Origin of the sequence: Flavobacterium circumlabens (assembly GCF_004345565.1) — a bacterium.
Lineage (GTDB): Bacteria > Bacteroidota > Bacteroidia > Flavobacteriales > Flavobacteriaceae > Flavobacterium > Flavobacterium circumlabens.
Genome location: NZ_SLWA01000007.1, coordinates 24462 through 51457, shown reverse-complemented (window position 1 = coordinate 51457; position 26996 = coordinate 24462). Strand labels below are relative to the sequence as shown.

Annotated in this window: 23 protein-coding genes; 18 read left to right on the top strand and 5 right to left on the bottom strand. The window is 36.5% G+C overall.

Annotated elements, in window-relative coordinates:
- Positions 1-3: 3 nt before the first annotated feature.
- The 9 genes from EV142_RS16690 (at position 4) to EV142_RS16650 (ending at position 9478) form a co-directional block, all read left to right on the top strand.
- Positions 4-1152, top strand: coding sequence for an efflux RND transporter periplasmic adaptor subunit (locus tag EV142_RS16690; RefSeq protein WP_371311646.1), 1149 nt, complete (start codon positions 4-6; stop codon positions 1150-1152).
- Positions 1153-1163: 11 nt separating this feature from the next.
- Entirely contained in the window at positions 1164-4328 is a 3165-nt protein-coding gene (locus EV142_RS16685; RefSeq protein ID WP_132036977.1) for an efflux RND transporter permease subunit, read from the top strand.
- 130 nt (positions 4329-4458) lie between these two features.
- Entirely contained in the window at positions 4459-5877 is a 1419-nt protein-coding gene (locus tag EV142_RS16680; RefSeq protein WP_132036976.1) for a TolC family protein, read from the top strand.
- Between the two features lie 216 nt (positions 5878-6093).
- Positions 6094-6699 carry a Crp/Fnr family transcriptional regulator gene (locus tag EV142_RS16675; protein ID WP_132036975.1) on the top strand — a complete coding sequence of 202 codons (606 nt, stop codon included), beginning with the start codon at positions 6094-6096 and terminating at the stop codon, positions 6697-6699.
- A 63-nt stretch (positions 6700-6762) separates the two neighbouring features.
- The gene (locus EV142_RS16670; RefSeq protein ID WP_132036974.1) at positions 6763-7491 is read left to right on the top strand and encodes a GNAT family N-acetyltransferase; all 729 of its coding nucleotides are present in this window, start codon (positions 6763-6765) and stop codon (positions 7489-7491) included.
- Between the two features lie 190 nt (positions 7492-7681).
- Positions 7682-8062, top strand: coding sequence for a DoxX family protein (locus EV142_RS16665; protein ID WP_132036973.1), 381 nt, complete (start codon positions 7682-7684; stop codon positions 8060-8062).
- A gap of 11 nt (positions 8063-8073) precedes the next feature.
- Positions 8074-8283, top strand: a complete 210-nt coding sequence (locus EV142_RS16660) for a hypothetical protein (RefSeq protein WP_132036972.1) — start codon at positions 8074-8076, stop codon at positions 8281-8283.
- Positions 8284-8354: 71 nt separating this feature from the next.
- Positions 8355-8732 (top strand): VOC family protein, encoded by a 378-nt coding sequence (locus tag EV142_RS16655; RefSeq protein WP_132036971.1) that lies wholly within the window; start codon positions 8355-8357, stop codon positions 8730-8732.
- 17 nt (positions 8733-8749) lie between these two features.
- Positions 8750-9478 carry a DinB family protein gene (locus tag EV142_RS16650; RefSeq protein ID WP_238698744.1) on the top strand — a complete coding sequence of 243 codons (729 nt, stop codon included), beginning with the start codon at positions 8750-8752 and terminating at the stop codon, positions 9476-9478.
- A 46-nt stretch (positions 9479-9524) separates the two neighbouring features.
- Here EV142_RS16650 and EV142_RS16645 read toward each other — a convergent pair whose 3' ends face one another.
- Positions 9525-9686 carry a DUF1328 family protein gene (locus EV142_RS16645; RefSeq protein ID WP_047777346.1) on the bottom strand — a complete coding sequence of 54 codons (162 nt, stop codon included), beginning with the start codon at positions 9684-9686 and terminating at the stop codon, positions 9525-9527.
- Between the two features lie 389 nt (positions 9687-10075).
- Here EV142_RS16645 and EV142_RS16640 point away from each other — a divergent pair, with 389 nt between their 5' ends.
- The 7 genes from EV142_RS16640 (at position 10076) to EV142_RS16610 (ending at position 19635) form a co-directional block, all read left to right on the top strand.
- The gene (locus tag EV142_RS16640) at positions 10076-12346 is read left to right on the top strand and encodes a glycosyltransferase (protein WP_132036970.1); all 2271 of its coding nucleotides are present in this window, start codon (positions 10076-10078) and stop codon (positions 12344-12346) included.
- A 278-nt stretch (positions 12347-12624) separates the two neighbouring features.
- Positions 12625-13383 carry an MlaE family ABC transporter permease gene (locus EV142_RS16635; RefSeq protein ID WP_132036969.1) on the top strand — a complete coding sequence of 253 codons (759 nt, stop codon included), beginning with the start codon at positions 12625-12627 and terminating at the stop codon, positions 13381-13383.
- A gap of 2 nt (positions 13384-13385) precedes the next feature.
- A complete protein-coding gene (locus tag EV142_RS16630) occupies positions 13386-14165 on the top strand; it encodes an ABC transporter ATP-binding protein (protein WP_132036968.1) in 780 nt (259 codons plus the stop codon).
- Between the two features lie 23 nt (positions 14166-14188).
- The gene (locus EV142_RS16625; protein WP_132036967.1) at positions 14189-15016 is read left to right on the top strand and encodes an MlaD family protein; all 828 of its coding nucleotides are present in this window, start codon (positions 14189-14191) and stop codon (positions 15014-15016) included.
- Between the two features lie 117 nt (positions 15017-15133).
- Complete coding sequence (locus EV142_RS16620) at positions 15134-17944, top strand: AsmA family protein (RefSeq protein WP_132036966.1); 2811 nt, start codon at positions 15134-15136, stop codon at positions 17942-17944.
- A gap of 6 nt (positions 17945-17950) precedes the next feature.
- Positions 17951-18439 (top strand): low affinity iron permease family protein, encoded by a 489-nt coding sequence (locus tag EV142_RS16615; protein WP_132036965.1) that lies wholly within the window; start codon positions 17951-17953, stop codon positions 18437-18439.
- A complete protein-coding gene (locus EV142_RS16610) occupies positions 18436-19635 on the top strand; it encodes an NAD(P)/FAD-dependent oxidoreductase (protein WP_132036964.1) in 1200 nt (399 codons plus the stop codon). Before EV142_RS16615 ends, EV142_RS16610 begins: the two co-directional genes overlap by 4 nt.
- 85 nt (positions 19636-19720) lie before the next feature.
- Here EV142_RS16610 and EV142_RS16605 read toward each other — a convergent pair whose 3' ends face one another.
- The gene (locus EV142_RS16605) at positions 19721-20674 is read right to left on the bottom strand and encodes a bifunctional helix-turn-helix transcriptional regulator/GNAT family N-acetyltransferase (RefSeq protein ID WP_132036963.1); all 954 of its coding nucleotides are present in this window, start codon (positions 20672-20674) and stop codon (positions 19721-19723) included.
- A gap of 245 nt (positions 20675-20919) precedes the next feature.
- Positions 20920-21945, bottom strand: coding sequence for a helix-turn-helix domain-containing protein (locus tag EV142_RS16600; RefSeq protein WP_132036962.1), 1026 nt, complete (start codon positions 21943-21945; stop codon positions 20920-20922).
- A gap of 201 nt (positions 21946-22146) precedes the next feature.
- Between EV142_RS16600 and EV142_RS16595 the strand changes: the two genes are divergently transcribed.
- On the top strand, positions 22147-22629 hold the full coding sequence (locus tag EV142_RS16595) for a DNA-deoxyinosine glycosylase (protein ID WP_132036961.1): 483 nt from the start codon (positions 22147-22149) through the stop codon (positions 22627-22629).
- A 268-nt stretch (positions 22630-22897) separates the two neighbouring features.
- Positions 22898-23332 (top strand): DUF6526 family protein, encoded by a 435-nt coding sequence (locus tag EV142_RS16590; RefSeq protein WP_132036960.1) that lies wholly within the window; start codon positions 22898-22900, stop codon positions 23330-23332.
- Positions 23333-23647: 315 nt separating this feature from the next.
- Here EV142_RS16590 and EV142_RS16585 read toward each other — a convergent pair whose 3' ends face one another.
- Positions 23648-25666: a glycoside hydrolase family 97 protein gene (locus EV142_RS16585; RefSeq protein ID WP_132036959.1), complete on the bottom strand. Its 2019-nt coding sequence runs from the start codon at positions 25664-25666 to the stop codon at positions 23648-23650.
- 25 nt (positions 25667-25691) lie between these two features.
- A complete protein-coding gene (locus EV142_RS16580; RefSeq protein WP_132036958.1) occupies positions 25692-26936 on the bottom strand; it encodes a glycoside hydrolase family 71/99-like protein in 1245 nt (414 codons plus the stop codon).
- Between the last annotated feature and the right edge of the window lie 60 nt (positions 26937-26996).

Here is a 26996-nt window from a genome sequence, read left to right as displayed (position 1 = left end):
AAAATGAAAAATGTAATTATAACCAGCTTTATTCTGGCACTTGTGCTGATAAGTTGTGCTGATAAATCTCAGGCACCAGCTGCAGCTCCGGCACCACTTTTACCTGTTTCGGTAATCACAAGTGCTAACACGACGACTGATGCTGAATATCCTGCTTCTATACAAGGAACTGTAGATGTTGAGATCCGTCCACAGGTAAGTGGAAATTTAGATCGCGTTCTGGTAGACGAAGGAGCGTATGTTTCTAAAGGCCAGTCGCTTTTCAAAATAAACGAACGTCCTTTCCGTGAGCAGTTAAACAATGCCCTGGCAAGTCTTCACGCTTCTGAAGCTGCTTTGATCAACGCTCAGTTAGAAGTAGACAAATTAACTCCGCTCGTACAAAACAAAGTAGTATCTGACCATCAGCTGAAAACGGCTAAAGCTTCCCAGAAAATTGCCGCTGCCAATATTGAGCAGGCAAAAGCAATGGTAGCATCAGCAAGAATCAATTTAGGCTATACCAATGTTACTGCTCCTGTAAGTGGTTATATCGGAAGATTACCAAAAAAACAAGGAAGCCTCGTTTCTGCAACAGATGTTGAAGCTTTAACAACACTTTCCGATGTACATGAAGTTTTTGCTTACTTCTCTTTAAGTGAAACTGATTTCATCAACTTTAAATCGCAATATGCCGGAAACAGCATTGGAGACAAAATAAAAAAATTACCTCCGGTTTCTTTAATATTAGCCGATAATAATGCCTATCCGCAAACCGGAAAAATTGATATGGTTGACGGTCAGTTTGATAAAACTACCGGAGCTATTACGTTAAGAGCCACTTTCCCAAATGCAAACGGAACTTTACGTTCAGGTAACACCGGTAAAATACGTTTAGGTCTTCAGCATGATGACGCTATTTTGGTTCCGCAATCGGCTACGATTGAAATGCAGGATAAAGTTTTTGTCTTTACTGTAGGAACTGACAATAAAGTAACCAAAATGCCAATTACTGTAATCGGTAAAAGCGGTACCAATTATCTTATTAAGGATGGTGTAAAATCGGGTGACCAAATTGTATTAAGCGGTATCGACAAACTTCAGGAAGGTCAGTTGATTCAGCCTGAGAAAGCTGCTACTGCCAAGGTTGCACAAATAACTAACAAAAAATAATTTTTACGAAAATGTTCAAAATATTTATACAAAGACCCGTACTGGCAACCGTTATCTCCATCTTGTTGGTGATCCTCGGAGTACTTGGACTTACAAAATTACCTTTACAACAGTTTCCTGATATTGCGCCGCCATCGGTTTTGGTAACGGCAGTTTATCCGGGAGCTAACGCAGAAACGGTTTTACGTTCTGTTGCCCCTTCTCTGGAAGAGTCTATAAATGGTGTTGAGAACATGACTTACATGAGTTCAACAGCCAGTAATGACGGTACTTTAGCGATTACTGTTTTCTTTAAATTGGGTACAGATGCCGATCAGGCTGCTGTAAACGTTCAGAACAGGGTGGCACAGGCTACAAGTCAGCTGCCTTCAGAGGTGGTACAGCAAGGTGTAATCACAGCCAAACAACAAAACAGTTTTATTATGGCAATCGGTATGTATACCGAAGATGAAGCGAAATACGACCAGACTTTTGTTGCCAACTATGCACAAATCAATATTATCTCTGAAATCAAACGTATTCCGGGTGTAGGTTCGGCTGCTATTTTTGGTGGTACCAAAGATTACTCCATGCGTGTGTGGTTAAACCCAACACAAATGTCTACTCATAATGTTACGCCAAATGAAGTTATGGCCGCTATTCAGGACAAAAGTTTAGAGGCTGCTCCGGGTAAATTTGGAGAAAGAAGTAAAGAGGTTTTTGAATACGTTATTAAATACAAAGGAAAACTGACCAAACCCGAAGATTATCAAAACATCGCCATTCGTTCTAATGCAGATGGTTCTGTACTTCGATTGAAAGATGTGGCGAGAGTAGAACTTGGTGCTTATTCTTATAACAGTTTAACACGTCTTAATGGTAAAAAAGGAGTTGTAATTGGTATTATCCAGTTAGCGGGTTCGAACTCCAATGATATTCAGGTTGCGATCAACAAATTGATGGTTAAAGCCTCAAAAGATTTCCCTGCGGGAATAAAACACAATATTTTCTATAGTACAAAAGTTTCTTTAGACCAGTCTATTGAGCAGGTTGAACATACTTTGATTGAAGCTTTTATATTGGTATTTATTGTGGTATTTATTTTCCTTCAGGATTTTAGATCGACATTAATCCCGGCGATTGCTGTTCCCGTAGCAATTTTAGGAACGTTCTTTTTCATGCAGTTATTCGGATTCTCGATTAACCTTCTTACGCTTTTCGCTTTAATCTTAGCGATTGGTATTGTGGTCGATGATGCGATTGTCGTCGTCGAGGCCGTGCATGCGAAAATGGAGCACAAACATCTGTCTCCAAAAGCAGCAACTCATGAAGCAATGCACGAAATTACGGGTGCTATTATCTCGATTACGCTGGTAATGGCTGCTGTATTCCTGCCGGTAGGTTTTATGGAAGGTTCAACCGGGGTTTTCTACCGCCAGTTTGCTTTCACAATGGCAATTGCAATTGTAATTTCAGCTGTAAACGCCCTTACTTTAAGCCCTGCCCTTGCCGCTTTATTCTTAAAAGATAATCATGCAGCACACGACGGAGAAACTCCATACGTTAAACAAGGGTTTAAAGAAAAATTCTTTGCCGGATTTAACAATAGTTTCAATGCTTTAACCAACCGTTATGTGGGTGGATTAAAATTCTTAATCCGTAACAAATGGGTGAGTTTAGGTGGTTTGGCTTTAATTACTTTCGCTACGGTTGTAATGGTTAAAACAACTCCTGCAGGATTTATTCCGACAGAAGATCAGGGATTTATTGCCATTGCGGTAAATACGCCTTCAGGAACATCATTGGATGGAACTCAGAAAGTAATGACGCAGGCAGAAAATACGTTAAGAGGTCTTGATGCTTCAAGATTTGTAACGGCAATCTCCGGTTTCAACTTATTGACGAACTCTACCAGTCCTTCTTCAGCAGTTGTTTTCGTATTGCTTAAACCAAATGAAGAGCGTGGGGATATCAAAAATATCGACGAAATCATGAATCAGGTTCGTGGCAAATTAGGCGCGATTTCAGGAGGAAGTTTCTTCGTATTCAGTTTCCCGACTGTACCGGGTTTTAGTAATGTTGAGGCATTGGATTTAGTATTACAGGATAAAACCGGTGGTAAACTGGATAAATTTAGCGGCATCTCACAAACCTTCATTGGAGAATTAATGAAACGTCCGGAAATTGCCGTAGCCTTTACGAGTTTCAAAGCCGATTATCCACAATTACAATTGGATATCAACGATGAGAAAGCCGATCAGTTAGGCGTAAAAGTCAAAGATATACTGCAGACGATGCAGGCTTATTTTGGTAGTGCTCAGGCCTCCGATTTTAACCGATTTGGTAAATATTACAGAGTCGTGGTTCAGGCCGATATTGCCGACAGAGCAGATCCGTCCGCTATTGACCGTGTGTTTGTAAAAAACAAAAATGGCGAAATGGTTCCGATAAATACTTTAGTAAAACTAACCCGTATTTATGGTTCAGAAACCGCTTCGAGATACAACTTATTCAACTCTATTTCGATTAATGCGATTCCAAAACCGGGATTTAGTTCGGGAGATGCTATCAAAGCGATTGAAGAAGTTGCAGCACAGCAATTACCTGCAGGTTACAGTTATGAGTTTTCAGGACAAACCCGTGAGGAGATTTCTTCCGGAGGGCAATCGGCAACAATTTTCTTATTGTGTCTGATATTCATCTATTTCTTACTTGCTGCACAATATGAAAGTTACATTTTGCCACTGGCCGTAATCTTTTCAATACCTGCAGGTATATTTGGAGTATTCGTAGCGATTGGTTTAACAGGAATCGAAAATAACATTTATGTACAGGTTGCACTGGTAATGCTTATCGGATTGCTCGCCAAAAATGCGATTCTGATCGTCGAGTTCGCGGTACAAAAAAGAAAATCAGGTCAGGCATTGGTCAAAGCTTCCATCGATGCTGCCAAACTGCGTTTACGTCCGATTATCATGACGTCACTGGCTTTCGTTGTTGGATTGATTCCGATGATGAGTGCCAAAGGTCCATCGGCTCAGGGTAACCACTCTATTAGTATTGGTGCCGCCGGAGGAATGATTTCGGGAGTAATTCTGGGCTTGTTTATCATCCCTGTTTTATTCATCGTATTCCAATATTTACAAGAAAAAGTTACCGGAAAACCGGTAGCCGTAATTCATAACGAAGAAAAATAAAAATGGAAAATTATATAACGACAATACTGGTGACCATTATTACGGGCATCGCTTACATATCCTATAAAATTTCAAGAGATCTTGACACGAGAAAAGATACTTGTAAAGAAATTTAATGACAACCTATAAAATGAAAAAGTATATAACCAAAATCGTGATGGCCACTATTCTGATCATCACATTCATATCCTGTAAAGTTTCTAAGGATATTGAAACTCCAAAAGATGCATTTCCTGAAAATTTCAGGAGTGCATCGGTTTCAAAGGATACGACAAGTATCGGGGATCTGGAGTGGAAAAATTTCTTTACAGAAAGTGACATTATTCAATTGATTGATAGTGCAGTGGCGAGAAATAATGATTTACAAATCGCTACGAAAAACATTGAAATCGCACAATACCGATTTACACAGTCAAAATGGGGAAATATTCCTCAGATTAATTTAAATGTAACCGCAAGCACGAGTAATCCGTCTGACAATAGTTTTACGGGCATGAACCTGAATCAGGCTTTAGGTCAAAAACACATTGACGATTATTCTGCCGGAGCATCACTATCCTGGGAAGCTGATATTTGGGGTAAAATCCGTAATCAGAAAAAAGGCGCTTATGCCGGATATCTTCAATCTGCAGAAGTAAAAAAAGCATTGCAGACTACTATCGTAGCCAATGTTTCGAAAGGATATTACAATCTTTTAATGCTGGATGCACAATTGGAAATCGCTAAGAAAAATTTACAGTTAAACGACAGTACGACCAACATCATTAAATTAAAATACGATGCGGGTCAGGTTACTACACTGGCGATTCAACAATCTGAAGCACAGAAATTGGTTGCAGAACAATTGATTCCGCAATTGGAACAAAACATTGCTGTTCAGGAAAATGCTTTAAGTGTTTTAACAGGATCTTTTCCAAATTCAAAAACCAGAACGACCCGTTTAAGCGTTCTTGAAGTTAAAAATAACAATGCAATCGGAATTCCGTCTTCTTTAGTAAGCCGCAGACCGGATGTAAAAAGTGCCGAACTGGCCTTAAAAGTAGCCAATGCAAACGTCGGAATTACAAAAGCCGATTTGTATCCGTCGCTTAAAATTACTGCTCAGGGCGGCGTAAATTCATTCGAAACCAGTAATTGGTTCAACATTCCTGCTTCCTTATTCGGAACTGTTGCAGGAGGTTTGACACAACCTTTACTGAATAATAAAAAGGTAAGAACACAATACAATATTGCAGTTGCCGAAAGAGAAAAAGCCGTTTTAAGCTTTAGACAAGCTGTTCTGGTAGCCATTAGTGAAGTAGCTGATGCTTTGGTAAAAGTGGAGAAATTAGAGCTTCAGAAATCTTTCCTTGAGCAGCGTGTAAAAACATTACAGCAAGCCATTAAAAACGCCAATTTGTTATTCAAAAACGGAATGGCAGAATATCTTGAAGTTATCACGGCGCAGTCCAATTTATTGCAAAGTGAGTTAGAACTGGCTAATTTGAAAAGAGAACAACTATCTGCCAATACCGAGTTATATCGCGCATTGGGCGGAGGTTGGAGATAATACCCGTTTTTTAATTATTTATTTGAGTGACGCTGCAGGATTTCGATTCTGCAGCGTTTTTTTTGTTTGTGTGAACAAAGAGTAAAGAAAAAACGCTAGACCTCTGCACCTTTGCACCTTTGTACCTCTGCACCTTTGAACCTCTGCACCTTTGAACCTTCACAAAACAAAAAAAATAAATACTTTTGATAAGCAATAAAAAATCTTTTCTAAGCCATGACAATTGATAAAAACAAATATCTCAGCGAATTACAGTTAAATTTTCAAAATTATGCTCCGATCACTTCTGAATCCTGGCAGTCAATAGAAGCCATTACTGCATTTCAATCGGTAAAAAAAGGAGATATTTTACTTAGAAATGGTCAGGTAGCCAAAGAACTTTATTTCATCTGCAAAGGCATTTTAAGAGCTTATATTACCGACAAAGAAGGCACTATTTACAACAAAAATATTTTTACCGAAGGCTCTTTTGCAGGTTCAACAGCTTCTTCCCTACAGCAAACCCCTTCTGATTTTTCTATAGAGGCACTCGAAGATTCAATTGTGATCCGCATCAATTACCAAAAATACCGGGAACTGATTTTCCGGAATGATGATCTTAAAAATTTCTACATCGCTTATCTGGAAAAAAACTGGGTGATTGAAAAAGAACAAAGGGAAATCTCCTTAGTCATGGAAAACGCCACCGAAAGATATTTGCAATTTATCTCCAGACATCCCGATATTTCGAACCGGATTCCCCTGCTCCACATCGCTTCACATTTAGGGATTACGCCTACACAATTAAGCCGGATCAGAAAAAGTCTTGAAAAAGACCTGTAATCAACATATGTAAAGGTTTTGACTAAAAACGAAACTTACCTTTGTTGTATAATTTATTACGAAATGAAAAATAGCAATCTGATCCGCGACAATATTGATAATCTTACCGGTTTATGGAAAACCGTCGGAACTCCTTTTGAATCTTATCATAAAAAAGAAAATTCGGAATACTGCAAAATCGAAAATTCAGGCTGGCCCAACAAATTATGGTTTCGAACGGATATTTCTGAAACTGATGCTGAAACTGCAATACAAATCATGCAGGCCAATTCAGGTTTAGTTCTTCCGTATTTTGATATTCACCACAGCAATTCAAACGAAATTCTGGAAGCCAAAGGTTTAACGGTTAAAACAGAACAAGTCGCAATGGCGTTGCGATTGGAACAAAAATTCAAATACGAAACCAATCTGCATTTCAAACGGGTTACCAATGAACAGGACGCCAAAATCTGGGCTGATTTATATCCGGAAGCTTTTGGTTATGAAATCAGTAAAGAAATCCTGATCCGGAATTACAATCAGGTTTCTTTTTATTTATTTTCGTTGGAAAATCAACCTATAGGGACCTGCATGTTATTTCAAACCGGAAATAATATCGGAATTCACGGCGTTGGAGTAATCCCGGAAATGAGACGAAAAGGTTTTGCCGAAGCAATCATGAAATTTGCTCTTAATCGCTCCATAGATTTAAAAGCCGAATATGCCTTATTGCAGGCCTCTGCAATGGGAAAAGATATTTACACCCGATTGGGTTTTGCCGATTTGTTTGTCATCAAAAATTATATTCTTTAATTAAATTCCAATTTTTCAAATTCCAAATTCCAACTCAGCACCTCTCAACCTTTGAACCTTTGCAACTTTGTACCTAAAAAAAAATCTGTCGTAAATGACCCTAAAAAAGTCGCAAATACGTATTCAATAAAGGAATAACAATGGTAGATTTGTATTAAATATTCAACTTAACTATTTAAAAAACAAACCAATGAAGAAAGCAAAAATTATTTTCTGGATCACCACTATTATTATTTTTCTATTCGAAGGCGTTATGCCTGCATTGACTTCACAGACCGAACTGGCCAAAGAAGGCATCAGACATTTAGGCTATCCTGAATATTTCGGTAACGCTTTGGTCGTTTTTAAAGTGTTGGGCGTTCTGGCACTGGTGATTCCGCAAGTACCAAACAGAATAAAGGAGTGGGCTTACGCCGGCTTTACTTTTGACTTTTTATTTGCTTCCATAAGCCATTTTGCAGTGGACGGATTCGGATTTCAGTCTTTTTTCCCATTAATCATTTTGGTGATCCTGCTGATTTCTTATTTCTATTATCATAAAATTGAGCGACATAAAAATATCGCGTTATAAACTTCAAAACAATGATCGAAGTTTTTAAAACAAATGTTCAGGAAACGGAGCAGTCAAAAATGATTGTAATGAAGCTTCTTGAACATTTTCCTGACAGTGTCATTAATTTTGACCTTGAAGATTGTGATAAGATTTTGAGAATTCATGCAGTATCAATTTCAAACCGAACAATAATAGCCCTTCTTAACTCCTACGGATATCACTGTGAAGTATTAGCATAACTATACGGAAGTACTTTTTAAAATATTCATTCTACAGCATTAATTGTTACTAATTGTTAAATACTATAACGATGAAATTACCTGCCGGCCATCAGACCATAATGCCCTATTTAATTTTAGACGGAGCATTACAATTTATAGCTTTTACCCAAAATGTTTTTAATGCCGAAACCTCCGATCCGCAATCGTTTCGGGACGACGGAACTGTAATGCATGCCGAAATACGTATTGACGGAAGCACCATCATGGTTACAGATGAATCTAAAGACTGGAAAAAACAAACAGCAAACTTATTTGTATATGTCCCGGATGCCGATGCAACTTTTGAAAAAGCAGTTCAGGCCGGTGCAACCGTTCTGATGCCGCCAAGCGACCAGGATTACGGCAGAGCCTGTGGTGTAACAGATCCTTTTGGTAATGTCTGGTGGATTACAGCTGTAAAAAAATAATTTCTAAATCAGAAAAAATGAAGACAGAAATTCAAAAAAAAATAGTCGAAACCTTTAAGGAGTTAAATCATAAACTCACTTCTTTTTCTGAAACAGAACTAAATACCGTTCCGTTTGAAGGAAGCTGGACTGCCGGACAAGTTATACAGCATTTGATTATGGGATGTTCCGGGTTTCCTGAAATGTTTGCAGGAAAGACCGGGAAAACGTCCAGAAAGCCAGACGAAAAAGTGAAAGACATAGAAGCTCTTTTCTTTAATTACGATATAAAAATGAAATCTCCGGAAGCTATAATTCCGTCAAATATAACTTACAACAAAAACTCATTAGCATTATCCCTTTTAAAAATTGAAAAGGAACTATTAAATGTTTCCGAAAACTATGATTTAACCTTAACCTGCCTCGATTTCGAAATTCCCGGCTTCGGCAAATTCACCATTTACGAATGGGTTAGTTTTGCACTCATCCACATCCGGAGACATCTGAGTCAGTTGCAGACGATTGGTAAAGTTGTGACAGAAAATAAAGCAGGCACAGTGACAGTCTCAGTCTCAGGGGTGGTCGAAAAAGCAGTGGCAGTCGCCGTCGCACATTCTCACATTTTTACATTCTCTCATTTTTACATTTTCTTATTATCTCATTTTCACATTCTCTCATTCTCTCATTCTCTCATTCTCTCATTATCACATTCTCTCATTATCTCATTCTCTCATTATCTCATTTTCACAATAAAAAAAGCGTCTTAAGTAATACACTTGCGACGCTTTTAATTTATAAGTTAATGAATGATCACTACACTTTTGTTCTTCCGCTTATTAATGAGATAACGAATAACACTAAAAATATGAAGAATAAAACTTTTGCAATACTAGCTGCTCCGGCGGCAATTCCACCAAAGCCAAATATTCCGGCTATTATAGCAAGAATAATAAAAATGACTGTCCAACGTAACATAATATTTGATTTTTTAGTTTATAAAATGACTTATAAGGTCTGATTTGTTATTTCAAATTTCTTTTTAAAAAACAGCTTCTTTTAACTCAATCCATTTTTTTTTTAGCGCAATCGAGTACATAACACAATAATGCTGAAAATCCAGCAGAACTATCAGAATTTCAATTTATGTCTTACAGAATTCCCACGTAAATCCTTTAGAGTTAATTTTTTAGCGGATTGGATTAATCGTGGCCTTATGTTAGTTCTAATTTTAAACATTATAAAAATAAACACTGAAAAAGATGAAATTGGCTACAAAAAATAGCAGTCCTTTTAGAAAAAGATGACAAACCAACAATTGAATCTGTGTCCTTACTAAATATTAAACGAATTAAAAAATAATCGCCATGAAAGCACTATCAAGTAAATTAAAAATAGTTTTTCTATCTACTTTCCCACCAACGCAATGTGGAATAGCTACTTATACGCAGGATACAATCAAAGGAATTACCGATGTTTATGGTAAATCTGTCACTTGTGAAATTTGTGAACTGGTCGATAAACCAAAAGCAAAACCAACACAGGCCTTTACCTTAAACACAAAAAACAGAGAAGATTATACGCGCGTTGCGGAAGAAATGAATGCGGATGAAAGTATTAAGCTCGTTCATATTCAACATGAATTTGGTTTGTTTTCAGGAAACTACGGCGATCATTTATTAGATTTCTTAAATGTGATCAAAAAACCCGTAACGTTTACCTTTCATACTGTACTTCCCGGTCCTAATAACGAATTAAGAACATTTGTAAAATTATTGCTGAATTACAGTAATTCTGTATTTGTAATGACAAACAGATCCGAAGAAATATTGATTAATGATTATGATATTCCAAAAGAATTTATCACCACTATTTCTCACGGAACACACGTTGTTGTTTACGAGGCACCGGAAACAGCGAAAGCAAAATTAGGATTTGAAGACCGAACTGTTTTATCTACTTTTGGACTTTTAGGAGAAGGAAAAAATATTGAAACCGGTTTGAGAGCTTTAGGTAAAATTGTAGAAAACACACCAAATGCACTTTATTTAATTATTGGAAGAACACATCCAAACTTAATTATTGACGGCGTTGATACATACCGTGAAAAACTTGAAGGTATTGTCAATGAATTGGACTTACATGATAATGTTCGTTTTATCAACCAATATCTTGAAACAGATCAGCTTTTAGAATATTTACAGGCAACAGATATTTATATGTTTACCTCAAAAGATCCGAATCAGGCTGTAAGCGGCACTTTTTCTTACGCCATGAGTTGTGCCTGCCCGATTGTAGCATCCAAAATTCCGCATACCAAAGAAGTGCTAACAGAAGATTCAGGAATTTTAGTTGATATTGGAGATGAAAATCAGTTTGCCGCAGCTGCCATTAAACTACTTAATGATGAAAATCTAAGAGAAGAAATGGGGAAAAACGCTTTCAGAAAAACAAGAGCTTCTTCCTGGGAAAATGTTGGGATTACGCATATGAATACTTACAAAAAGCTGATGGATAAAACATATGAAATCAAATATAGCTATCCTTCCATTCAGTTGGCCCACGTTAAAAAAATGACTACCGAACTTGGTATCATTCAGTTTAGCAAAATTTCTGTTCCCGATATTTCTTCCGGTTATACGCTGGATGACAATGCAAGAGCCCTGGTTGCGATTTGTATGCATTATAAACTAACACAAGACAAAGATGATTTGCCTTATATTTTGATTTATTTAGATTTCATTGAACGTTGCCAGAAACCAAAAGGTAATTTCATGAATTATGTAGATCAGCACAATCGGGAACATATTGAGCAAAATGAAGAAGTTAATTTAGAAGATTCTAATGCACGCGGCATCTGGGCTTTAGGAACTGTTGTTTCTCTTGGCAGCCTGTTGCCGGAATCTATAACTAAAAAAGCGGCAAAATGTTTATTGAACTCTTTAAAATGGGCAGAAAGTATTCAGTCGCCACGCTCTATTGGTTTTGCAACAAAAGGTTTGTATTTGTATCACAGTGCTGTTCCTAATTTATATGTGGCTGCAATTATCAATAAACTGAATGCCAAATTATTGTCTAATTATGAAATTTCTTCAACGAAAGACTGGAAATGGTTCGAAAATTATATGACTTACGGAAACGGAATTTTACCGGAGTCTATGTTGTACGCTTATTTAGTAACCAATAAACCTATCTATAAAAAAGTAGCTCTAGAATCGTTGGATTTCTTGATTTCGAAAACTTATAAAGGCGATAATTTCAAAGTAATTTCAAACAACGGCTGGTACCACAAAGATTCAGAGCCGCATGAATATGGCGAACAGCCAATTGATGTTTCGTACATGATTCAAACACTGAACTCTTTTTACAGCGCCTTTAAAAATCCGGAATACAAACAAAAGATGAAAATTGCCTTTAACTGGTTTTTAGGGAAAAATCACCTCAATCAAATTATGTATAATCCGATTAGCGGAGGAGGATATGACGGTCTGGAAAAAGAAAATGTAAACCTGAATCAGGGATCAGAATCTACGGTTTGTTATCTAACGGCAAGATTAATTATGGAAAATCTAAAGTTATCAGAAAGCAAGGTGATTCCGCTAATGAAAGCTAAAACCGGCGTTGCTATTAATCAATAATTTAACCACTTACTCTATATTTCAAAAAACTGAATTTTCTACTACTACTTTAAAAATCCCTTTATCGCAAAGGGATTTTTTGTTTTTCAGAATTTTTGAAGAAACGTTAACTTGCTAAAATTATTGTACTGTTATGTAAATTATATAAACATCATAAAAAGTTGTGTAAGAATTTTTGTTAACTAATAGGGTAATTTTATTCAGAAATAACAAAGGAAAATTCAGATATGTTAAAATATTGATTTTCAAAAATTTAAACTAACTAAAACAGTAGTATTTTGATTCTCACTTTAAAAAATACATTCGAAGAGATTGGTAATGCAACCTTGTTTGCAAAGCAGTTTTTTAAGGAAGTTTTTGTACCTCCTTATGAGGCAAAACAATTCGTGAAGCAATGCTATATTATAGGATATAAATCATTGCCGCTTGTCGCTATAACAGGTTTCATTATGGGATTGGTTCTTACACTGCAATCAAGGCCGACTTTGGTAAAATTCGGAGCCGAATCCTGGTTACCGGGAATGGTGGCACTTTCTTTAATTCGTGAAATTGCTCCCGTAATTACCGCTCTGATTTGTGCCGGAAAAATATCGTCAGGAATTGGTGCTGAATTAGGTTCTATGAAAGTAACAGAGCAAATTGATGCTATGGAAGTTTCGGCTATTAATCCGTACAATTATCTGGTAGTAACGCGCATTTTAGCCTGTACGTTAATGGTTCCGATATTGGTGTTTTTTGCTGATGCAGTAGGAATTGTCGGCGGATATATTGGTATTAATATTCACGGGGATGTCAATTTTTATCGTTATCTGACACAAATTCTCCAATCATTAGAATTTCTGGATTTATTTCCGGCCACAATAAAGACTTTTTTCTTTGGCTTTTTTATCGGAATGATTGGATGTTACAAAGGATTTAATGCTTCTAATGGAACTGAAAGTGTTGGAAAAGCAGCAAACTCTGCTGTGGTAACCGCCTCTTTAGCCATTTTTATAATTGATATGGTAGCCGTTCAAATAACTGACTTATTTTTTTAAAGATGATTAAAGAAGAAAAAAATATAGAGAAAGAACCGAAAGCAAAAAGTAAAACTCCAATAATCGAGATTAAAAATCTGCACAAAACATTTGGCAAAAATAATACGATTTTAAAAGGAGTCAATCTTACTGTAAATAAAGGGGAAGACCTGGTGATTCTAGGCCGTTCCGGTTCGGGAAAATCAGTAACCATAAAATGCATCGTAGGCTTAATTGAACCTGACAAAGGCGAAATAAAAGTATTCGACGAAAATGTGCTGAACCTGAGTAAAAAAGACCTGAATGAAATCAGGGTAAGAATTGGTTTTTTATTTCAAAGTGGTGCTTTGTACGATTCGATGTCAGTTCGCGAAAATTTGGCTTTTACACTGAGAAAACACAAAAGGGATTTAACACCGGAAGAAGTAGAAGCCGAAGTTCTGGAAGCACTTGATAATGTAGGGTTGAGCGATGCGATAGATAAAATGCCTTCTGAATTATCTGGCGGAATGCAAAAAAGAATTGGTCTGGCCAGAACTTTAATTCTTAAACCTGAAATTATTTTATACGACGAACCAACAACCGGTTTAGATACGATCACATCGAGAGAAATCAGCGAGTTGATCCTAGAAATAAAACACAAACGCAAAACAACATCAATCATTATTACACATGATATGGCCTGCGCAAAACTTACTGCAGACCGCATTATGGTTTTAAAAGACGGTGTAATACATGCTGAAGGAACTTACGAAGAACTAGAAAAAAGTGAAGACGAGTGGGTATGCTCTTTTTTTGAATAAACTTAAAAATAAAATTAGAAATCATGGATAAGCAATCTGGATATACTTGGAAATTAGGAATGTTTGTAACAGTTGGATTGTTGCTTTTTATAATGGCAATTTACTTCATCGGAAAACAAAAAAATCTATTTGGATCAACCTTTCATATCACCTCACAATTTAAAACGGTCAGCGGTTTAGAAGTGGGAAATAATGTCCGTTTTTCAGGAATTAATATCGGAACAGTCGAAGAAATCAGGTTGATAAACGATTCCTCTGTTGTGGTTTCGATGGTTATAAAAGATGATGTTCGCGAATTCATTAAAACAGATGCCCGTGCCAGTATTGGTTCTGATGGTTTAATGGGCGATAAAGTCCTGACTATTTCTCCGGGAGTGAAATCTACTAAAGTAATCGAAAATAACGGTGCAATTGCTTCTCTTAACGGAATTGAGATGCAGGATTTAATGAAAAGCGTTAAGAAAAGTGTTGACAATGCTGCCGTCATAACCGATGAACTGGCAATTTTCAGCCACAGTATGAATAACGGAAACGGAGCCCTGGCCCGATTGGTCCGAGATGATAAAATGGCCAACAGCGTTTCTAATACACTCTCTAATCTCGAAAGCGGAACCAAAGGTTTTAGTCAAAATATGGAAGCTGCAAAAAGTAATTTCCTGTTGAGAGGATATTACAAGAAAAAAGAAAAACAAAAAGAGAAAAAACAGGAAGAAATAAAAGAGAAAAAAGAAGAACAACAGGAAAAAGCTGAAAAAGAAAAAGAGAAAAAGGAGAAAGAACAAAAAGAAAAAGAGGAAAAACAAAAAGAGGAAGACGCTAAAAAAGCAGAAGCCCAAAAAGAGAAAAAATAAGTAGTTGCAAACTGTTATTTGCAAAATGTAAAATGTATCAAAACGCTGCTTTTTTCCGCCTTTTCAAAATTAAAATCTTCACCTTTATGTGTTGAATAATTTTTAAATCTATTGTACATGCCATTTTCATTCCAACATACCGCCCTTAAATTTTTAAAAATAACAGGAATAATAACAGCAGCAATCCTGCTGTTATTATTCCTGATTCCGCTTTTATTTCCCGGAAAAGTCGCTTCTGAAGTAAAAAAAATTGCCAATGAACGGCTGGATACTAAACTTGATTTTACGAAATCAAGACTTTCTTTTTTTACACATTTCCCTTCTTTAACTGTTTCCTTAGATGATTTATCGATGACCGGCTCCGCTCCTTTCGGCAATGATACTTTGATAAAAGCCGAGCAGGTTGCTTTTGGAATCAACCTCAAAAGGCTGATTTTCGACAATGAAGTTAAAATCAACAAATTATATATTTCCAAAGCCTTAATAAATGTAATGGTCAACCAAAAAGGACAGGCCAATTATAACATTTATATCGCTCCCGAAGATAAAAAAAATCAAAAAGAAGATGCCGAAGAAGGAACTGCGCTCAGACTGGAACGAATTGACCTTGAAGACTGTCACGTAAAATACAACGATCGCTCTGCCAAAATTCTGATAGATGCCAAAGGCTTCAATTATATTGGAAAAGGAAATTTAAGTGAAGATATTTTTGATTTAAATACAGATGCAAAAATTGACAGCGTTGATTTCTATTACAACAGAACCGCTTACCTCAGAAAGAAAGAAGTCCGTGCTGATTTAATTACCAGAATCAATACGCATGCGCTTTCTTTTATTCTTCAGAAAAATGAATTAAAAATCAATAAACTACCACTGAAATTTACCGGTTTACTGACCATTTTAAGAGATGGGTATAAAATCAATATCAAAGCGGCATCAGAGAAAACAACCTTAAAAGATTTATTTTCCGTAATGCCTCCGGAATATTTAACCTGGATGAACGAAACCGAAATTTCCGGGAACAGTGATTTGCTTTTTACGTTTAAAGGAGATTATAATGTCGCCAAAAAACTAAAACCGGATCTTGCTTTTAACCTTAAAATTGAAAAAGGCGCAATCAATTATCAAAACGCCCCTGCTCCACTGACAGATTTTCAAATGAACCTCAATGCCATTATGCCTTCGCTTGATATTGAAAAACTGCTCATTAATTTAAATACCCTTAAATTTAAAGTTGGTGAAAAAGATTATTTCACAGCGTACCTGCACAGCAAAGGTTTTACTGAAATGGATGTCAATGCCAGTGTAAAAGGGGCGCTGGATCTCGCAACAGTTGATGCTGCTTTGGGTTTGACTTCACTTGAATTAAAAGGAATCTTAAAAACGAATCTTCAGGCAAGAGGAACTTTCAGTACCACGAAAAAATTATTTCCTAAAACGATTGGTGGAATCTCACTGCGAAACGGCTGGCTCAAAACAGAATCTTATCCAAATCCGATTACCGATATTACTTTGGTAGCCAATGTACTCAACAAAGCCGGAACATTTAAGGATTTGATTGTTTCTGTGGCACCTGCCTCTTTTGCTTTTGAAGGAAATCCTGTGTATGTAAATGCGACACTTTCCGACTTTAGTGATTTGGCTTATAATGCAAAAGTCAAGGGAGAATTGAATGTAGGACGTATTTACAAAGTCTTTTCCCGAAAAGGTGTTGATATAACCGGTTATGCAAAAGCTGATCTTTCCCTGAAAGGAAAACAAAGTTATGCAACCAACGGACAATATGACAAATTAGACAATAAAGGAACGATCATCCTTAAAAACATAAAAGCGACATCTGAACTTTTCCCAAAAGCCTTTTTTATCAAACAGGGTAATTTTCGTTTTCAAAATGAGAAGATGTGGTTTGAAAAATTTGATGCTTCTTATGGAAAATCAGATTTTGCCATTAACGGATATCTCCTCAATACCATTAATTACTTCCTGGAATCAAACGGAACGCTGAGCGGAGATTTTAATATGAAATCAAAACTGATCAATGTTGATGAGTTTATGGCACTTAAGCAAGGAGAAAATAAAGATCGGAATATTGACGTAGAATACGCCAAAGAAGACCATCCGAAAATGAGCGGCGTGGTCATTATTCCTAAAAATTTAAATGTCGGACTGAAAACAAACGTGGATAAAGTAGAATACAATGGTTTGGTTTTCAATAAACTTGCGGGAAAAGTGGGAATTACAAAAGGTAATTTTTATTTAGAAAAAACCACTTTCAACATTATTGACTGCCTTTTGGGTATTGATGCCAACTACAAAGATGAATCACCAACCTCAGCCCATTTTGACGCTCATTTTACAGCCAAAGATTTCAGTGTACAAAGGGCTTACAAAGAAATTCCAATGTTTCATAACATGGTTAGTGCTGCCGAAAAAGCGCAGGGAATCATTTCTGTGGACTATAATATAAAAGGGGATCTGAACGGTAATATGGGTCCAATTTATGAATCTCTTGAAGGTGGCGGAATACTGAATTTACGTGATGTACAGGTAAAAGGCATGAAATTATTTGACGGAATAAGTTCACAGACAGGCCAAAAAGGCTTAAGCAATCCGGATATGAAAGGCATCGAAATTGTCTCCACTATTGATAACAACCTGATTCATATTGAGCCCTTTACTTTTACGGTAGCAGGTTTTAAACCCACTATAAAAGGAACCACCAGTTTTGACGGCTTATTGGATTTACGAATGCGTTTAGGCCTTCCGCTGTTTGGCCTTATCGGGTTCCCAATTGTGATTACAGGTACGCATGATGATCCGAAAATTAAGATTTTCAGTAAGACAGGACAAAAGATAAACGATGCTGTCTATGACGAAAAAAACAATAAAGTGATTAAGGAAGAAAAAGTCAGCAAACGTAAACGTTAAATTGAAATGAAAAAGAAAAAACAGAATACTACCGGTGCATTCGAAAAATTCGCTACACACGTTTCTAAGGCAGCAGGAAGTACAACTGCTTTTATAAGTGCTTTTTTAATTGTTGTCGTGTGGGCTGCTTCAGGCCCCATTTTCAACTACTCTGAAACCTGGCAACTGGTAATCAATACCGGAACGACAATTATTACTTTTCTAATGGTCTTTTTAATTCAGAAAGCACAGAATAAAGATTCTCTGGCTATTCAATTGAAATTAAATGAATTAGTTGCTTCAAATGAATATTCAAGCAATACTCTGGTTGATATTGAAAGTATGACTGAAGAAGAGATGATTATCGTACAGAAATATTACCACAGACTTAGTGAGCTTGCCAAAAAAGACGAAAGTGTGAGAACATCGCATTCTATTGCTGAAGCAGATGAGCAACATGAACGGAAAGATAAAAACAGGACAAAAACACGTACCAAAAACATCACAAAAAAATGAAGCTACGTTCAACAGAAACCTTCTGGCCATTAAAGTATGCCATGGAAGTAAGTTATCCGTCAATAGATTCAGATTTAGAGACAGAAATCCTAATTATCGGCGCAGGAATTACCGGAGCACTGACCGCCTATAAACTCATAAACGAAGGAAAAAAAGTAATTATGGTGGATCGCCGTGATATTTGCAACGGGAGTACCGCCGCAAGTACCGCATTACTTCAGTATGAAATAGACATATCTTTACATGAATTAATAAAAATCAGAGGATTACAATGTGCTGTTGACAGTTACAGAAATGGAAAAAAAGCCATTTTTGACCTGCGAAATATAATCGATACCATAAAAAGCGACTGCCAGTTTGAATTCAAAAAAAGCATTTATTTCTGTTCCTTAAAAAAGGATCTTCCTTTCCTGAAGGCCGAATTTAAATCCAGAAAAGAAAATGGTTTCGATGTAAGCTGGCTGGAAAAGTGGGATCTTGAAAAATTAGGACTCAATGCCCTTGCTGCCATAGAATCTAAAACAGCAGCTGTTATGGATCCGTATAAACTGGCTCAGGATCTAATACAGTATTGTGAGAAAAAAGGAATGCAAATTCTGGACCGTACCAATATTACATCCACTCAGGACCATAAAGGAAAAGTTATTGCATACACAGATACCAAATTTAAAGTGACCACCGATCATGTCATACACTGCAGCGGTTATGAAAGTACCGAAACACTCACAGAGAAAGTTGTTGACCTGAAAAGCACGTTTGTAATTACTTCCGAGAGTCTTCCGGATTTACCTAAAGCTTTTAAAAATGCGGTCTTTTGGGACACCTCTTCTCCGTATTTATATTTCCGCGGAACGCAGGACAACCGAATCATTGCGGGAGGCGGTGACGAAGAATTTAAAGATTCTAAGAAGCGTGATAAAATATTGCCAAAAAAAGAACAATTTCTATTAAAAAAATTCCAAAGGAAATTCCCAAATATCGACTTCAAAATTGATTATTCCTGGGCAGGTACCTTTGGTGAAACCAAGGATGGTTTACCCTATTTAGGAAAACCGGATCCAAATAAAAACGAACATTACGTTTTAGGCTTCGGAGGAAACGGAATTACCTTCAGTGTCATTGGAATGAATTCGATTTTATGTTCGATCGAAGGTAAAAAACATGTTGATTTAGAGTATTACAGATTTCATCGCTGAGGTCTTTTTTAAGGTTCTAAGGTTCTGAGTTCCTAAGACACTAAGTCTTCTCTTAGAAACTTAGCAACTCAGAACCTTAGCAACTTTATGCAATAACCAACTCCATCTGAATATTACAACGTTTATAAGGTGTCGCGAGACCCGAAACTTTCTGGAATCCTAATTTATGATACAGGTTGATAGCGGGCTTAAGGATCGTATTACTCTCCAGGTATATTTTCTTTGCTCCTTGTTCTTTTGCACTGTTTACAATAGCCTGACCCAATAGCCAGCCTATGTTTTTCCCTTGTGCTTTTGGTGAAACAGCCATTTTTGCCATTTCAAAATCATAGTTTTCATCCTTCATTTTGATTAACGCACAGACACCAACCGGTTCATCATGGTATAAAGCCACAAAGATTTTACCGCCTTTGTCCAGAATATATTCCTGCGGATTGTCTAATGCTTTATAATCTGCTGCTTCCATTTCAAAATAAGTCGAAATCCATTCTACGTTAAGGGCTTTAAAAGCGTCAAGGTATTTTGGTTCAAAGGCTACAATCTGCACGTCCTGGCTTTCGCGTATTTTTTTGTTTTCAATCACTCTTTTCAGCAGTGATTTTTGTTCCAGCAAAAACTCCCATTCTTCCAGTGCAGCCCACAGGTTATGGTTTGATTCTGTTATTAAAGACTCAACAGCAGCCTCAACATCGACCCATTGTAGTTTTAATTCTTTCGAAACCACTATCCCCTGGCTGGTCAAAGCAACACTATTTCTGCGTTTATCGGTTGTTTTCAGATTTTCCTGAACGAGCCCCGCCGTCGTCATTTCCTGAATAATTTTACTCACTGAAGGTTGCGAATGTCCAATTTCATTGGCAATTTCAGTGATGGTAATTTCTCTTTCTTCGGTCAGCATATAAAAAACCGGAAACCATTTGGGCATAAAACTGATCCCGTACAACTCGTATATTTTAGCTGCATCATCTGTAATCGCAGCGGTCATCAATCGAAGACGGCTTCCTAAAGCTACCTTGCCTACTTTATCAAAAAAATTCATAATATAGTTAATTACATAATTAGTTATGCAAATATATATGTTTTTTAGATACTGAGGTGCTGAGCTTCTAAGTTTCTAAGTTTTTTTTATTAGATCCTTATCACCTTAAGAACTTAAATCCTCATAAATCAAGCTCTAATAGCCAAAGGATTCAATTGATTTTTAGATACGAAGCTACTGAATGACTAAGATTCTGATTTTCCTCAGAGCCTTAGTACCTTAGCAGCTTAGAAACTTTAAATAAATTAAGCTGTAATAGCCAAAGGATTCAAATTGAATTTATATTCTTTTGGACTGCAATTGAATTTTTGTTTGAAGATTTTGGAGAAGTAACTTCTGCTTGTAAAACCAATACAGTAAACGATTTCCGAGATGTTTAAATCGGAAGTTCTGATTAGGATTTCAGCTTTTAAAACTCTCATATGTGTTATGTAATCGTTAACGGTACGATTGTGAATCATCTTAAACCCTTCCTGCAGTTTATTCGGAGACAGGCCGGATTTTTTACTTAATGATTTTATGGTGAAAGCCTCTTCAGGATTTGCTTTTATAGCTTCTGAAAGTTCTCTAATTTCTTCCATTTCTTTTAAGGTAAGACAATTGGTATCTTTTGAGGTAGCCGCTAAATCGTCTGTATGCTGCTGAATTTCCATAGCCAGGATAATTCTTAAAATACCTTCTTTCAGTAAATTACGAACAATACCCGTTTGGGTTACAGCATTTAATTGTTCTATTTTTTCACCAATTCTTAAATTATAAGAACCCAGATAAAAGAAATCTTCGCGTGCGCTGTTTTCAAAAAATGTTTCCTTTACTTTTGCATTCAGCGAATTGGTCTGATTTTGTTCGGAAAGGTGAGTTCCAACAATAATCAATGTAAATTTGGTTTTGATGCCTTTTTCAAAAAACAAAACGTTTTCATTTTCTTTTTTGGAAGAAAGTATCGCAGTCTGAAAGGTTTTTAGTTTTCTTTCCTCGCCTAAAATTCCGAAACTATGAGACAAATTTCCTTTAGAGCAATAGGCAAAATAGACAGGAGATGATTTTGGATTTGCAATATTCATCTGTACGTCAGCAGAAAAAGTCATATCAAACTGAACATAGGAAATAGCATCATTAAAAGAGGATCCAATAATCGACCCCTTAGCAAAACTATTATTAAACTCTAAAGTATATTCGTCTAAATCAAAAGTTGCTTTACCTCCAATATTTAAAGCCAAAGCTTCAAAAATATCTTTAATTTTCTCTGTATTTATAGTAACTACTTTCATTTTACCTGTATTTAAATTTGATAATCTGCTACTTATAGATGTAATAAAGAACGTTTCTTTTATAGAAAAATTCCTTAAAAATATCTAGTTCAAAGTTGCAATAATCAACAGCGAAAAGTGTTATATAATTTTTGTAAATTGTTTTATAATTAACTCTAAATGATTTAAGCTGTACAGCACCTTTCACCTTAATAAAAAAGCATGAAAAGTTTCTCTTTCTCTCCTATAAGCGCCAAAGACGCTAACCTGTTGATATTGGGCACAATGCCCGGGACAAAATCTTTGGAATTGAATCAATACTATGGCCACGCCCAGAATAATTTCTGGAAGTTTATTTTTACCATCTTACAAGAAGATAGTACGTCTGATTATGACACTAAAAAAACAATCCTGATGAAGCATAAAATTGCTGTATGGGATGTTTTACAATTTTGCGACAGAGTCGGAAGTTTAGACAGTGCCATAAAAAATGAAATTGCAAATGACTTTGAGACATTTTTAGCAGAGCATCCCAACATCACAACCATTTTGTTTAACGGACAAAAAGCAGCGGCATTTTTTAAAAAATACGTTTCTATCGACAAAACATTCCAACTCATAACTTTACCGTCATCTAGTCCTGCAAATGCGAGTAAGTCATTTGAGTCAAAATTAAAGGAATGGAAAGTTATAACTACACTTTAAAAAAAAAAAGATGATTGATATTTGAATTGTATAAGATTATGATTTTAAAATGTAACAGCTTCTTTAGGTAATCCAATAATTTTACCAAAAGGTTTTAAGGTATTGAAATAATTTAAACTCTTTGTATTTATAAAAACTCACTCTTATAAATTACATTCAAAGATTTAAATTATAAAATATTGGTTGTTAGTTTATTTTGAAAAAAAAGCTATTCTTTTATTAGAATAGCTTTTATACTTTTACCACATATCTCATAAACCAAATCATTATGAAAATTCAAACGTACCAAAATCATATTCGGTTTTATCCTCCACACCATTTTGTATACTATCCAATTCTGATTGCATTTTTGATTAGCAGTATTTATTTTGCTTTTACCGAAGATGAAAAGTTAATCTGGGCCTTTATCAGTGTTGGTTTTATCTTTTTGTTTTGCCTTGCTTTTATGTTGCGCCAGCATTATGCCTTAACGCTACAAAACAGAATTGTCAGACTGGAGCTTCGGTACCGGTATTTTACAGTTTCAGGAAAAAGATTCGAAGAATTTGAATACAAATTAACCGACGATCAGCTATTTGCCCTGCGATTTGCACCGGACGATGAGTTGTTACCCCTTGTAGAAGACACCCTTAAAAACAGCCTGACCGGAGCCGCCATCAAAAAAGCAATTGTTCATTGGAAAGCGGATTATAACAGGGTTTAGATGAAAGAAAATAGATGAAAGATGAAAGATGAAAGATGAAAGATGAAAGATGAAAGAGAATAGAAATTTTGGCTAAAGCCCTTTCTAGCATCATCCTTTTACCTCTAACTAAAGCTGCATGCAATTAAAAACCGTGGTCTTCCTACATCCTTAATTTTACACTTTTAAACGCTTATATCTTTCATCTTTGAACCTTTGTAACTCTGAACCTTTGTACCTCAGAATCTCAGAATCTAAGAACCTCAAAAAACAAACCCGACCTCTTCTCAGAAATCGGGTTTGTTGCTCAACTTAACTCAAATAAACTCAACCAACTTATTTTTCTATTGGAGTAAACTTTATGGCTGTTCCTCCGCCAGCTGCCAGTTTTATATCTAAAACTGTTTTGTTATTTACTTTTTGTTTCGAAATAGTAACCGGATACGGATTTGTTTTATAATTGGCTCCCACTCCATCTGCGTATATTTCTGCTTCGTACTCTTTGTTTTGATCTAAAAATGACAGCGTTACTTTCAGGTCACGGGCATTACTGTTGGTAATAGAACCCAGATACCAATTTTTTTCATTCCAGTCTTTACGGACAATTGTAGTATATTCTCCAATTTTGGAATCTAAAACCTTCGTATCAGACCATGTACACGGAACGTCTTTAATAAATTGAAATTCCGGCTTTCCTACGTAATTTTCAGGTAAGTCTGAAGCCATTTGCAGCGGACTGAAAATAATTACATACAAGGCAAGCTGATTGGCTAAGGTAGTCTGTACCCTGGCTCCTGAAGGCGTTTTATAATCAAAATTGAAATTACCCGGAGTATAATCAAAAGGACCGGATAACATTCTGGTAAAAGGCAAAGTCGTCAGATGCTCGGGAGTATTTCCGCCATCTGCGGACCACGCGTTGTATTCCTGCCCTCTTCCGCCCTCCTGCGACATGAAGTTTGGATACGTACGTTGTATTCCCGTTCCTTTCATCGGTTCGTGATTATCGATCATGATATGATATTTCGCAGCTGTTTCGATTACTTTTCTGTAATGGCGCGCTCCGTATTGGCTGTCGTGCCATTCTTTTTTATCTAAATATTTGTTTACATAACCGGTCTTTACGGAATTTACTCCCATTTTCTGATACAGTTTAAAAGCATCTTCCAGCTGGCTTTCGTAATTTTTAGTAGCTCCGGCCGTTTCATGATGTCCGATTAAACGAACATTTTTCATGGCTGCATATTTGGTAATTTCTTCCAGATTAAAATCAGGATATGCTTTTACAAAACTGAAAGCAGATCCGTCGGCAGTCCAGTCGCCGTCCCAGCCTTCGTTCCAGCCTTCCACCAGAACGCCGTCAAAATTGTTTTTCGCAGCAAAATCAATGTATTCTTTGGTATTCTTAGTCGTAGCACCGTGTTTTGGGCCTTGCCCCCAAGTGAATTTTTCTAAATGCATTCCCCACCAGATTCCAATATACTTAGAAGGGGTGATCCAGGATAAATCTTCAATTTTGGAAGGCTCATTTAAATTTAGCATAATGGTTGAAGTAGCGACATCTCCGGGTGTTTTACCAACCACAATTGTTCTCCAGGGTGTTTTAAAAGGCGTTTCCGCATAGACTTTTACACCATCTGCCCAGGCCACCAGATCACTTTTGTATTGCTTGTCGGAAGTTTTTAATAAAGTCATTGACGCAAAGTCTGTCAGATTCGCTTCATGAATGGCAACATACAATTTGTCTTTCGTTTCAAAAGTTGCCGGTGTATTGATCGTATCCGTTTTACTCATTAACGTTTTGCGATAGGTGCTTTCGTAATAGCTGTTTTCGCGATGTACGGGAATCCACCAAACGTCATTATTATCTTTGAACGTAAATTGGGTAACTTCATTTGAGATTTTTACTTTCCCTAAATGGGGCTGTTTCGGAAATTCATACCGAAATCCTAAACCGTCATCAAAAACCCTGAAAATAATATCAACCAAACGCTCTTCGCCTTCAGATTCTTTCAGGTGAACAATCATTTCGGTATGGTGATCCCTTACTTTTTTGAATTCTCCCCAGGGCTGTTCCCAGGTTTCATCAGCCGTTTTTTCTTCGGTTGAAACGACCTCAAAATGATCGGTCATTTTCTGGATTCCCTGAAATTCAAATCCCAGCAAAGAAGGTTCTATAACCGATTTCCCATTCGAAGAAAAGCTGTATTGAGGCTGGCCTGACGCTGTTAATTCAAAAACTAATGTAGCATTTTTATCAGGTGAACTTATGGTATATGTTTTTTTAGTACTGCAGGCAAAAATCAGCATGGATGCTAAAGTAATCAGGCAATAGCTATATCTTATGTTTTTCATTATCTAATTGTATTAATTACAACTCTTATTTAATTTCATTAAGTAATTCTTTTGCTTTAGCGGACTGCATAGAAACAAAATAATTGAAAGCCTGGTCTAATTTTTTCTGGGCATCGGCATTCCCTTTCTTTTGTATGCGTAAATTGTATAACTGGCTAATATCAGGGAATACATTTTCGGCACTTTTAACTCCGGCAAAGGCTTTTACTTTTTCGATATAGGTGTATCCAAATTCCACTGTGGGTTCGAACATCGTACCTTCTCCAAAGTCATTCCATGTAATTAATTGCAGATAATTTAGATTGGCATTTTTAGCCATCGCAAGTGTTTCATCGAGTGTAGCTCCGTTATTAGGCTCGATTGTCCATCCAATTGCTGCTCCGCCGCCTCCCTGGGCATAAAAATCTTTAAAACCGGGATAAGCACTTCCTATTGCTACCGAAAGTTTTGGTTTTGTATTCGTATAAAAATTAGTCAGATAGGTGCTGTTTTTATACACCCAGGCATATTCTCCTGACGCATTTTCTCCGGCTTCAATCGATTGGTCCCAAAGGGTTATAAAAGTTGGTTTTACGGTCAGGGTATTAAAAACATTGGTCCATTCTGCCGGTGTTTGCAAAACGATTGGTCCGAAATTCAGCAGCAAAGGTTTTCCATTGATTTTGATATAATTTTTATCGTCGAAATAATTTTTTTCCATGTACGCTAAATCGGTTTTTGCGGCGCTGGTAACAGAAATGGCTTTTCCGGCATCGACAGCACTTTTTGTTACCCGGTCTTCATAAACAATAGCATATTCCAATCCAACTTTGTCCAGCATAGCAATAAGCTGTTCTGTATTTTCTTTTACCATTCTGTAATCGAAAACATCATAAGTACCGTACCAATCAATCAAAACACCATCAATTCCTGAATATTTCATCAGTAATAAATGGTTTTCAATCACATTTTTATCGCCTGAATGATAAGGACCGATAAGCGGGTAATAATACGATGCAATTTCCCTGCGGTTATTTGCATCTATAGTATTTGGATTTTTGTTGGCCATTGTCCAGTGATATCCCCATTTTTTATCGGCACTACTTTCATTGGTTTCAAACCACGGCATGTAGTGCACATAAATTTTGGTGCTGTTTGTTTTTTCAATGGCAACCGGCGCAATTGTTTCCGGCGTTACAGGTGTATCTGAATTTTTATCGTCGCTGCTACAACCGAGTGCCACTAAAAAATTCACAATTACACAAAATAATAATGTGATGTATTTTTTCATTTTAATTGATATTTGTTTTTATAACTCGTCTTTCACTGTAATTAAAAATATTTGTAAAAT